The 12,103-nt window shown below is 35.0% G+C and carries 9 protein-coding genes and 2 pseudogenes; 9 read left to right on the top strand and 2 right to left on the bottom strand.

The window, feature by feature from the left end; genetic code table 11:
- The 6 genes and pseudogenes from GO685_RS01170 to GO685_RS01145 all read left to right on the top strand — a co-directional run.
- Positions 1–126 (top strand): annotated as a pseudogene (locus GO685_RS01170) (IS982 family transposase); the annotation flags it as partial.
- 265 nt (positions 127–391) lie between these two features.
- Positions 392–1,234 carry a hypothetical protein gene (locus tag GO685_RS01165; protein ID WP_175937200.1) on the top strand — a complete coding sequence of 281 codons (843 nt, stop codon included), beginning with the start codon at positions 392–394 and terminating at the stop codon, positions 1,232–1,234.
- Between the two features lie 101 nt (positions 1,235–1,335).
- Positions 1,336–1,698 carry a hypothetical protein gene (locus GO685_RS01160; protein ID WP_175937199.1) on the top strand — a complete coding sequence of 121 codons (363 nt, stop codon included), beginning with the start codon at positions 1,336–1,338 and terminating at the stop codon, positions 1,696–1,698.
- Between the two features lie 35 nt (positions 1,699–1,733).
- Entirely contained in the window at positions 1,734–4,088 is a 2,355-nt protein-coding gene (locus GO685_RS01155) for a VirB4 family type IV secretion/conjugal transfer ATPase (RefSeq protein ID WP_175937198.1), read from the top strand.
- A complete protein-coding gene (locus tag GO685_RS01150) occupies positions 4,069–7,044 on the top strand; it encodes a hypothetical protein (RefSeq protein ID WP_175937197.1) in 2,976 nt (991 codons plus the stop codon). The genes GO685_RS01155 and GO685_RS01150 overlap by 20 nt, the downstream gene beginning before the upstream one ends.
- A 141-nt stretch (positions 7,045–7,185) precedes the next feature.
- Positions 7,186–7,701 (top strand): WBM0748 family T4SS-associated protein, encoded by a 516-nt coding sequence (locus tag GO685_RS01145; protein WP_175937196.1) that lies wholly within the window; start codon positions 7,186–7,188, stop codon positions 7,699–7,701.
- Here GO685_RS01145 and GO685_RS01140 read toward each other — a convergent pair.
- Positions 7,698–8,189, bottom strand: a complete 492-nt coding sequence (locus GO685_RS01140) for an SH3 domain-containing protein (RefSeq protein WP_246226313.1) — start codon at positions 8,187–8,189, stop codon at positions 7,698–7,700. The two genes, GO685_RS01145 and GO685_RS01140, sit on opposite strands and share 4 nt — an antisense overlap.
- Before the next feature lie 66 nt (positions 8,190–8,255).
- On the opposite strand from GO685_RS01140, the gene GO685_RS01135 reads away from it, so the two are divergent.
- The 3 genes from GO685_RS01135 (at position 8,256) to GO685_RS01125 (ending at position 11,748) form a co-directional block, all read left to right on the top strand.
- Positions 8,256–9,665: a pyruvate dehydrogenase complex dihydrolipoamide acetyltransferase gene (locus GO685_RS01135; protein ID WP_175937195.1), complete on the top strand. Its 1,410-nt coding sequence runs from the start codon at positions 8,256–8,258 to the stop codon at positions 9,663–9,665.
- A 150-nt stretch (positions 9,666–9,815) separates the two neighbouring features.
- Positions 9,816–10,100: a hypothetical protein gene (locus GO685_RS01130; RefSeq protein WP_175937194.1), complete on the top strand. Its 285-nt coding sequence runs from the start codon at positions 9,816–9,818 to the stop codon at positions 10,098–10,100.
- 331 nt (positions 10,101–10,431) lie between these two features.
- Positions 10,432–11,748, top strand: coding sequence for a hypothetical protein (locus tag GO685_RS01125; protein ID WP_175937193.1), 1,317 nt, complete (start codon positions 10,432–10,434; stop codon positions 11,746–11,748).
- Positions 11,749–11,963: 215 nt separating this feature from the next.
- Here the strand turns inward: GO685_RS01125 and GO685_RS01120 are convergent.
- A pseudogene (locus tag GO685_RS01120) lies at positions 11,964–12,103 on the bottom strand (IS982 family transposase); the annotation flags it as partial.

Here is a 12,103-nt window from a genome sequence, read left to right as displayed (position 1 = left end):
TTAGAAATTGAACATACTTGCCATAGATCTCCTATTAACTTTTTAGTTCACATTTTTTCTACGCTTATTTCATATTCCATGCAACCCAAAAAGCCCTCTATTTCCAGCTCTTTCTTTATCAGCTAATCCATAGTTAGCGTGTTTTAATGTAAAATTAACGCTGATGAGGTATCTATACATTTTGTTATGTATGGAGAGTGCTATGCCTGCTTTTCTTGTTAAAAAAAAGGATTCAACTCAACCTTCGAATAATGGTTTACCCACTGAAATACAAGGTCTTATTTGATTTTTGGGTAATGAAAAAGATCGTAGGCTGTGCAGAGCTATATACGAAAGTGTAACAGAACAAGATCAAAAAAAACTAAACGATATTGCCAAAGAATGCGAATAATTGTTCAAGCAAGGAACTGATCCTAGTGTATTGACTAAGTTAGAAGAATCACTGATAGGACAAGAAAAACGTTATGATTATTACATCAACAAATTTCTTTCAGCGTTGCTACGAGGAACAATACAATCAGAAAGATTAGGACTAGATAAAATAGAGCAAGTGTTAAGAATAACTTCAGGCATTGTTAAACGGAGCAGCGAAGAGGAATATAATTATTATATCGAAACCTTTCTTCCTGCGTTGTTAGGCAAAATAAGAGAGTTGAGCGCATTATGCAAAGATGATGAGAAAAAAAATTACAGAAAATTAGAAGGAATAATTACAGAAATTATTAGCGGAAGCAATTATCAAATCGATCTTAGAAATAGTCACATAAGCAGACAAAATAACGAAGGTACTCCCCCACCCAGTGACGATCCAAATCCACCCGTGCCGAGTGAGAAAAGCCCACCATCATCACCAACAAGTAGCAGAAGGAGCAGTGTAAGCACAGCATTAAGCTTTATTGAAGATGATGATCTACAAAGAGAAGAAATTGATAATCAACCGCAACCGGAGCAGCCTGCAAATAAAGAGCAAAATATGCAAGAAAATGAAAACTCAGAACCTACAAAACAACCCAATAACAGAAATTTTCGCATTGCACTGGCAACAGGTTGTGCTCTTTCAGCAATAGGATGTCTTATTGCAGGAGTAGTGACTTTGGAGATGGTAGGGGCAGGATTGTTGGTTATGTCTGTAGTGCTTGCTGTAGCAGCAGTCACACGGTATTTAACCCTTCCTTCAAGTGAATTAACATCCACCGATTTGAGTCCTCTTATTGATGATGGTAAACAGCGGTAAAAATTAAATATATGTTACTCATAGTGAACAAACAAATTCAGTTCTTGCCTGTTGATATGAAAGTTGTTATAATCAGGTGGTGTTTAAAAGGTATTTAGTTGATGCGCATTCAATTGAATAGAGTTTTAGTTTTTATAGTCCTATTAAACTTTATTTTTACATCATACTCAGGCGAGGCGATTCCAGTAGGTAATGAACTAAAGGATGTACAAGAAACGGTAAAAAATTTTATTTCTTCATTTTCAGTTAAGGATACCTTAGAAAGTATGAGTCCTTCGACAATCATAGGATTATGTATGGCTGCAGTGATACTTGCAATATTGTTTAGGGGCCTGATCTTTTTCATGATAATGTTTGGTGTACTGGTCATGATGTTTGGTAGTACGGAAAAAGCAACTGACTACTTGAAAGAGAAGTTTAGTTTTGTAAAAGTAAAACCTGACAACGAAAAAGATAAAAATTAAGTATCACTGCCTTTATTGAACGCACATGATGTTGTATGCAGCCAAAAATACCAGCAATTAACACTAAGCTTGAAAAAAAGAATAATTTAGCATTATTAGAAAGCATTGATTTAGATTTTATCCCTTACGCTTGTCATTATGATGAAGAAACCATACTAACAAAACAGGGAGAATTATTAAAAATAATCAAGTTAGAAGATTATTCCTCTGCTGATAATTACAGCGACCTTAGAACTGAAATTAGAAAAAGCATATCAAAAAATATCGATAGTTTATATTTCACCGTTTGGATTCATACTGCCCGAAAGCGCAATAAACTGAGCTTAAAATGGAATAAAACTGGAGACTTTTCTGATAAGCTACATTCAACGTGGCTTAATAAGCTTACTGATAGTAAACTGCAGTATATAAACGAGTTATACATTGTGGTATTATTTAGCGATTTTGGCGAGCATACTAATAATTCATTTTTTCTTAGTAGAATAAAAAATCAGCATAAGCTGTCTCTACAAGAAAACCATCAGGAATTACAAAGGGTAACTGATTTAATTCAAAGTGATTTGGAGCCTTTCGGAGCTAAAAAGCTGGGCCTAAGGTTTAGTGAGTGTAAAATGTATTCTGAAATGATGGAATTTCTCCATTATATTGTTACGTTAACACACAAAGACTACCCAATATGTGAAAGGGACCTGTCGCAACATGTTAGAAACTTAAAGGTAGCTTTTGGTTTTAACACGTTTCAAACAACATTTGAAAATCAACAGAAATTTGGTTCCATTTTTTGCATAAAGGAATATCGGGAAATCCCTTTAGAAAATATAGATAGGTGTTTACAACTTGACTCTGAGTTTATTATTACAGAAATAATAATATTCACTAGTAATAACAAAGCAGTCAAAGAATTCAAAAAACAAATCAATATGCTGCAAGTCAGTGAGGATAGTACCTTACTTCAAAACCCAGAAATCAAAGAAATAATAGAACTGGAAAAAACTTCTGCTATAGACTTTTGTCAACAGAAAATTATTTTCACAATTTTTGCTGACGATAGAAAGAGACTAGCCGAAAACATCAGCGATTTGTCCGCCGTAATGTCGTTAGTCGGTTTGATGATGTTTAGAGCTGATCTACATATGGAAGATCATTTTTGGGCACAACTTCCGGGCAATTTTACTTTTGTTACACAACCGAAGAATATATTAAAAAAATATACCTGTAGCTTTGCTATGCTACATGATTTTACGTCAGGTACATTAAAAGGAGGAAGGTGGAAGGAAGCAGTAACAGTCTTTTTTTCAAAAAAAGGAAGCCCTTACTTTTTTAATTTTCATGGAAAGAAAAACAATGGTCATACTACGATACTTGGCGCTCCGAATTCAGGCAGAACTTCACTAATTAATTTCCTGTTGTCAGAATCAAGAAAATTTGACCCCAGGATTATCATATTAGACAACACCGGAAAGTCAATAATTTTTACTAAAGCGGTGAGCGGTAAATATTACATAATTGATCCAAAATATAAAGATAAAAGCTTGAAATTTAATCCACTAAACATTGAAGATAGTGCTTCCAATCGCAATATGCTAGTTGAACTGATCAAAAGAATGGTGGCTGATACAAACTCGATGGATGTGGAAGAGAAGATAAAAAAAATTGTAGATTCTATATTTGCTATACCAAGGAAGTTGCGTTCTATTTCACAAATTTCTGAAGTGCTCTTACTCCTTGGAGGCAAGATAAGTAAATGGTGCAATGATGGTGAGTTTGCTTATTTATTTCAAGATGGTGATGAATCGGACATTGACTGGGAAACAAAAACTATATCTCTTAATACTGCAGACCTTACGAAACGAAAGGAATGTATGTCCGTGATACTTTACTATTTCTTATACTCTTTTGAAGCAAAATGTGATGGCTCGTCTACAATACTTGTTTTGGATGAAGCATGGAAGATAAGTAATATTTTTCCTACGGAGAAAGAGTTTGATAACTGGATGCACAGGATGACAAAACTAAATGTTGTGGTAATTCTAAGTACTGAGAACTTAAACCTGGCATTCGCTAGCAAATTTACTCAATATCTGGATAAACACGTTGATACAAGGATTTTGATGCCGAACATCAATGCGAATAGGTTATACATGAAAGCATTTTCTCTATCGAAAGAGGAACTGAACATAATCTTGCAAACACCAACACAAGAAGGTTTATTTTTGATAAAACAGTATAAAGGACTAGTAACTTTAAATTTAGATTTGAAAGATATGCAAGAAATACACATACTTTCAGCTAATAAAGATACTATAAAGTATATGTACGAAGCAATAAAAGAAAAAGGGGAAGAAGTTAGTAAGTGGTTACCGGTGTTTTATGAGAAGTGTAAGGCTTAAAGCCAAATTTTTTTTCCTAGTGTTGGTTTTGCTTGGTGCAAATAGTGGGTACTCTGATGTTTGCCAAGGTATATATTTTCATACTGACGCTGAAGTTACAGGGAGCTCAATAGGAAAAGGTCTTTGGAGCTTCATTACTGGCAAATGGGGTGATTTAAAATTTGATCCTCACTTGTTAAAAGAAATTAAAGTAACGGCAGTGAAAGATCAAGGAATAAGTGATTATTTTAATCCGAAGATTCAGGTTTGCGACTATGAAGGAGGTAATTGTTATATACTACCCAACAAAACATCATGCCACCAGATATACGGAACGCAGGCAAGCGGAGCTGGAATTTCTGCAGCAGTTTTCATCGATTGGGAAGGAGATACAGTATTAGATGGTGGCAAAATTAAGGAAGGAATTGCGGAAGGTCTTGAATGGGAGTGGGCAGACAATGTTACTGATGAAGAAAAAGTAAAATTTGTTAATTCTCCTAAGATATGTGCTTGCAGCCAAAAAGCAGCTTGCATGGAGGGGGTTTTCTCATATCTTTCTAGAATAGGTGAAGGAGCAAATATTTTCCGTCTTGGAGATATGGCAAATACCTGTGATACCTGCTACCAAACAACAGTAAAATGTGCTCCTGTGCCACTTGCACCTAGCCCACCTCCGCTCTGTGAACAACTTGCAATGTCACCTCCACAGGTTAGAATTGTCCCTATAACAAATGAAAAAAATGATTACTTTGATCCTAAGGTTAAGGTAATAATTGGTGACCTAATAGGAAAAGACGGAGAAATCGGAGAAAAGTTAGATTTTCCAAGAAAGTACAGAAAGGATAAGGCTGGGGAGAGCCCTACTCCGGGTGAAGTTAGGGAGCATTCTATCTTAGATAGAGATGGTACTACACACTACTTTGAAACATACAGAAAAAAAAGTAAACTCTGCACTGAATACCGCGGTACCGAAAAGGAGGAATCTCAAAGAAGATTGCAATTTCCTGCTCGTTGTTTTCCGGTGCCACCTGCTCCAGAGCCTAAGGGAGTGGAGGTAGTAAATGAAAATACGTTAAAAATAGAAATAAAGATGAGCAGAGAAAATTGCATGAAACAAGTAAATGGAAGTTATAGTGATGGCTATTGTACTTTTAACATCAGTTTTGATGCTAGTGAAGATAGGAAAAAAATTGACCCACGGTCTTTTAGAGTGGTAAAACCAAAAGTAGTTAAAAAAACAACTAAGAATAGTAATGATGAGAGTAACATCACTGATGTTATAGAAGGTATATTGAGAAAGAATCCTCAGCTTAAAATTTTGGAAAAATATGGGCTTACTCCTAATATTGGGATCAAGTTTCCTAATGGTGAGGATTACAGTATAACAAATCCTGACAAATCCAGTAAAAAAGGATCAACTAAGTTGGAATTAGATGATATGGGACTACCAAAAATAGAAGTGAGATACATGAGAGTAAAGGATCAAACAAACTCTAAAAGAAAAATGCTTTGTCTTTCTGGTTGGAAGCCAGAACCAGAAGAGTTTGTACTTAAAAGAGAAAGTGAGAAGGGAAAAAGTGAGATAATATTATTAAAATCAATGGGGGTAAGGTACATTAAGTATAATACTGTTTATTCAAAGGAGTCGAATCAACTTTATTATTTCCCTTGTAACGAAACAACTGATGTTTTGGCAAAGCCACAGAGCGAGCTAGATAAAATAATATTCAATAAGTGGGGATATATTTCCATTCCTGAAGAAAGTACGAATAGAAACAATTGCATTGCGGAAAAGGATGATGAAATGGATATAAAACAGGATTGCAACAAATGCAAGATAGTATATAAATTAATAGATGGGGAGCGTAAGGAAAAATGTGAACAAGGTCAAGATGGCTGTCTCTGCTTAGGTGAAGCATGTAGTCGCTCAACACAATATTTGAACAAAGAAGATGGTTTATTATTTTACTTAAGATATGAGGAAGTGGATTGTAAAGATAAAGATGGTAAAACACTAAAAAACGAAAAAGGTGAAATACAAAAGTGCACACAATTGAAAGATCAACTGGTTAAAGCAAACAGACCAGAGGTTTTTTATGCTGATAAATTGTGTAGGCTTTACTTAAAGAATTTAGGAAAGGGAGTGTTAGAAGTAATAAAAAAACGGCTGAGGAATAAGAATCCTAGCTTGCCAACAAAATCGTACAAATTTTCAGGTAATAATGATTACACAGATGACTTATCACAATACGATTATATTGAAATAGAGGCATGGGGAGGTGGTGGAGCAGGTTACTTTAGTCAATCATCTAGTGGCCTGCTAGGAATGCCAGGAGATTATATTAAAGCTAAATTGAAAATTGATCCTGATCATCCTATAATAAGAGTCGAAGTGGGGGAAGTCGGCAGACAAGAATATAACAATATGAATGGAAAACCAACTTTAGTAAAAATGTGCGATTTACACAAACAAAATTGCTTGCCATTAATTACTGTTAAAGGTGGGAGATATGATATGAGGAATTGGAAAGTGACAAAGATCCATGCAAAAAATTTAAAGTTAGGGAACCCAAAGATAGCATTGAGTCGTGGAAGCATTGGTAGCTTTGCAAACAAAGACAAACAAATAGCATATATAGAAGATGGTCAAATGAAATATAAAGATGTAGAAGAATGTAGAGAAGATTATGTTGGTGGGGCATATGGTGCAGGTGGCTGTATTGACAAAAGTAGAGGAATCTACGGTAGAGGTTCTCCTGGTTATGTAAAAATTAGTGCTAAAAAAACTGATTACGAAGAAATTGATTATGGAAGAGTAGATAAAGAAGTGGAGGAAATAATTGATGCCCTTGTAAAAAATCCAGGTAGCGATCCTCATGTCAGCGATTTAATTAAAAAACTTTATCCAAACATAATCAAGGAAATAAAGAAGGAAATCAAAAAAGAACTGCTAGGGGTCAAAGCCAAAAGATTCTAAATTGTAGCTTAAAGTGCCTTAACACCATGAATTTTGCCTCTTACTTTAATAATTAATTAAAGTAAATCACGTATTAATTTGCTATTCAGTTTAATTGCTGTATTTTAACAAAAAGGTACAGCTAATGTAAGGGGGTGCTTTATGTCTTTGAGTAATAAGATTTCTGGGCTAATAGAACAACAATTTAACATTAAAAACCATGACAACTATTTGGCTTACGCTATACACAAGTGGGCTGCAAGTGAAATGTCCGATTCCATTGCTCTTTGTATAACTGGCAGTGGCGAATGCAAGATCAAGTATCAAGACATTGCAAATTCATTCAACATAACAAAAGAGGAAATTGACCAGGATAATATTGAAAGTATAGGAAATAAAATAAGAAGTGAAGCTAAAAAGGAAGATAGCAAGTTTTCTGAGTTGATTTCTAGAATGGATCAATCGCTAAAAGAGCAGAGTGAAAAGTCTATTATACAAATTTTAAATTCATCTGCTGAGGAGATGTTAAGGAGTTTTTGTGGGCAATGCAATAGCTCTGCGGAGGAAAGCAGTTCCCCTGAGTCTCAAGAAATCAATAATGCACCCTCTGCTTTACCTGAAGAGCCTACCACAGAAGGTTTGGAAACTACTACCAATCAAGATCCTTTTTCAACCTAATCAATCCCATATATATACTCTTTTTGTACCCACGCTTTGTGTTTTGAGGAAGATAGCAAGCACCATTTCTCATTGCATTTTTCTATTCTCATTATAACGTATTCGTCTATTTTCATAGTAATCTTACTGTCCATATTCTGTTTTTGATATCCATAAGTATCTTCTTTTATCATCGCGTAGCGCCTGTTATTAAGCAGATTACTTTTTATCCATCCGCAGTCTTCTTTTATATCACAGACCTTTTTCCAGTTTTCAAACTCTTCTATCACTTTCAGGGGCAGATTTTTGCAAGTGTATATCCATATTACAGGATAGTGAAACCCTGGTCCTGTTCTCATATTGACTTTATTTGATTTTATTGAAACAAAGTTGCTGGCAAACAAGTTAGGACTGAATAATAAAAACAACAGGATAATAGTAGATCTATTTCTGAACCAAGATCCTAGTGTCACGCACTGGGATGACATAAGCGGTTTATTCATCATCATTCACGATTAGATTGACATAAGATAAAGAGTAAATTAAAAATTGAATAGATTTTTAATTTACAATAGATGCCCATAGAAATATTAATGCCTGCTCTTTCCCCTACAATGAGCAAAACTGGGGGAAAAATCGTGAAGTGGTGTAAAAAAGAGCAGGATAGAGTTGAAGTAGGTGATGTAATTGCTGAAATAGAGACTGATAAAGCCATAATGGAGTTTGAGTCTGTGGATGAAGGGGTTTTAGCAAAAATTCTAGTATCAGAGGGAGCAAGTGGCGTGTCTGTAAATCAACCAATAGCTCTAATGCTGGAGGAAGGAGAAGATAATAATGCACTTGATAACTATGTTTCAGCTTCTACTACCAATGTTGAAGCTAAGAAAGAAGTTGAAGCACACTCTTCAACGTTATCCAATTCTTCATCAGTGCCATATGACTCTTCAATGTCATCCAATTCTTCAGCGTCATTCAACCCTTCAACGCTATCCAATCCTTCAACGCTATCCAATCCTTCAACGCTATCCAATCCTTCAACGCTATCCAATCCTTCAATGCCATCCAACCCCTCAATGTCATCCCAGTGCTTGACACTGGGATCCAGAAAAGAAGAAGATACCAAAACAACAGAAAGTAGAATAAAAATAAGCCCATTAGCTAAGAAAATAGCTCAAAATGAAAATGTGGATATAAAACGACTAAAAGGTACTGGACCATATGGCCGTATCATTAAAGCTGACGTATTGGAGTTTTTAGATGGTGGTGTACAAATTGAAAATCGTGAAAGATCGAGCGAAGACGTTATAATCGAAGCAAGCAACATGCGCCAGGTGATAGCACAACGCCTGGTTGAGTCTAAACAGAATATACCGCATTTTTATTTAACTGTAGACTGCCGGGTTGATAAGCTAATATCGCTCAAAAACGAGATTAATTCAGCAGATGAAAACAATAAAGTAACAATTAATGATCTAATTATAAAAGCTGTGGCTTTCAGCATGAGGAAATTTCCTGATGTAAATTCTTCCTGGATAGATAATAAGATACTGAAATATGCAAATGTAGATATTTCAATTGCCGTAGCACTTGAAGATGGACTAATCACCCCCATAGTAAAAAATGCTGATAAAAAAAGTATTTTATCTATATCAAAAGAAGTGAAGGATCTAGTAAGCAGAGCAAGATCTGGAAAATTAAGACCTGAAGAATTTCAAGGAGGAGGGTTTACTATCTCCAACTTAGGCATGTTTGGTATAAAAACTTTCAGCGCTATAATTAACCCGCAGCAGTCCTGCATTATGGCTGTTGGTACATCCAAGAAACAGCCTATTGTTATCAATGAAAAAATAGAGATAGCAGAGATAATGATGATAACACTTTCTGTTGATCATAGAACAGTTGATGGAGCACTAGGGGCAAAATTTTTAAACGCCTTTAAGCATTATATAAAGAATCCTCTAGCGATGCTTCTTGAGTCTGCGTAGACATTGAACTTTTTGCAAAACCATATCAGGTTATGCAAGAAGTCTGATGCAAACCAAGGTTAATTTATGGAGGAATTTACTAATTAAACTAAAAATTAACATCCAAGTGTTACATTGTTATTATGTTTAATTGAAGTTGAGGTAAACGTTATGGAACTGAAGAAATCTAACAACATTTTTAATATAGAGAAAAAAGATAAAGACTTTTTAGAACAAATTAACGAATATAAGAAACAAGCTATTGATATTCAAAAGCACAATAACACAATCATAGAGACCATTAATGGTCAACAACGTACCTTAGATAATGTACCGAAAAGACGTCCAACAGCAGTTGAAACTTTCATTGAAAAGCACATTGCTGATATTAAAAAATGTGATGACGAGATTGCAAATGTTCTTACTAGTCAGCGGCACGAGGTTACAGTAGTGTAAGACAGTCAATGCTAATCAAAAGGTTTGAAAATCTTAGCAATATTGTAGAAATAATGAAAACAGAATATGCTAGGGTAAATATGACAATGCAAGTGTGAGCGCAATAAAAGAGCAAGTGGATATTGTTAGGGATGCTCACAAAGAATTAAGTGAAAACTTGAAAAAGCTATCTGGTTCGACTTCAAATACTATTAAACTCATGCAAGAGTAAAAAGGGCTTAAGGAAGAAATACATGAGTTAAAAAAGGAAGAGCTAAGATCACATTATAGAAGAGAAAAAGCTAGTAATAAAAATACTGCAGCAGCAGATAATAACAAAAAAATTGCAATAATGGAGGCAAAAGTTAATGAGAATGATATTAACATTAAAAACTTCCGTGGCGGAGAAAAGGTCAAGGAATTAAACAAAGGTGTAGAGAGTAGCTTGAACAAATTTGAAAGAGAGATTGACAAGTTAGAAAAAAAGGTCAGAAGTGCTGGGTACAAAGCACCAGATAAAGGTTCTGAGGTTGGCAAGCTCGTACTCACAGTTGTGAAAAAAGTAAAAGGGTCAGTAAAAAGTTTGAAAAATACTCTTGCTGAGTTAAGAAGCAAAACGGCTGAATTAGGAGAAAAAACCAAACATGATCAAGATAAGAATCTTCAAGCCAATAAGCTTATATTAAACACGCGCCAAGGGAAAATTTCCTCGGGAAAAAAACAGGAAATGCACAGCAAAGACAACATTGTAGATCGTGCAGAAATTGGGTACTTAACAAAAAGATCCAAAGAATTTTTAACTAGAGCAGAGCTGATAGGGCTAGAGCGTGACTCAGGCAAATATAGTAAAACAGGTATCAGCGCACTCAAAGAACAGGTTAAAGCTGTTCAAGACACCGGTAAAAAATTAAGCTATAACCTGAAAGAGCGATCTAATTTACCTTCAAGTATGGGCCAACTTGTAAAAGAGCAAGTCAGTCTTAGGAAGGAACTAAATAAATTAAAGCGGAAAAATCGAACCTTAGATAAATTCGAAAAAGGAGAAAAAGTTAGCAAGAGCATTATAGATAAGAGGAGAGGAGCTAACAGTAAAAAGATCGCTACCATAGAAGCAAAAGTTAGCGAAAGTGATACTAAAATAAAAAGTCTCAGCACTGGGGAAAAAGTTAGAGAGCTAAGTGAAAACGTAAAAAATAGTTTAATTGACTTCAAAAGAGAGGTTGCTAAGCTAGAGACAGAGGTTAAGAGCCTTGAAAAAGACCAGGCACCAAAGCCACTGCAACAGATAGTAAAACCATCCTTTGAACCATCAGAGACTGTTATTAAATCTTTTGAAGATATAAAAGGATATTTGCATACTCTAGCTAAGAGTGTTAACAATCATGGAGTGTATGAGGGTAGCAAAGAATATTTACAGAAAGTAGCAAATTACCTAAATGATTCTTGTATTATGGAGAGCGATAAATTACAAAAGCTAGAAACAGATCTCGGTAAACCAAATTTGACAAAAGAGCAATTTACTCAAATAACTACAGCCCTAGTAAACATAATAGATAGCTCAAAAATTGGTAAATTTGACAAGAGAGAGCTAAAAATTGTAGGTGACCACACTCAGAGGCTTGTAGAAGGAAGGGAAAACAATGAAGGAAAGAGACAAATTGATCTATAGAGTCAATAGCTGGTTTCAAAAAAATTCTTCTCACGCTTTGGTTGTCGGAAGTGGTTATATCGTTTAGGTTTTTGGCAAAACTAAACTAACATCATTCCGTTTGGAGATAACATAGTTTATACCCCAAATGTAATGATATCTTTTTTATTAGTATCATCCTTTTTGTAAAAAACATTTCCAACTCTCTCTCCCGCTTTTTCTACGCTAACTATGGATTAGCCGACGAAGAAAGAGTTGGAAATAGAGGGCTTTTTGGGTTGCATGGAATATGAAATAAGCGTAGAAAAGATGTGAACTAAAAAGTTAATAGGAGATCTATGGCAAGTATGTTCAATTTCTAATCTGTTTTTCAGGT

The sequence above is a fragment of the Wolbachia endosymbiont of Madathamugadia hiepei genome (genome assembly GCF_013366855.1).
Taxonomy (GTDB): domain Bacteria; phylum Pseudomonadota; class Alphaproteobacteria; order Rickettsiales; family Anaplasmataceae; genus Wolbachia.
This window is presented reverse-complemented; position numbering and strand designations above follow the sequence as displayed.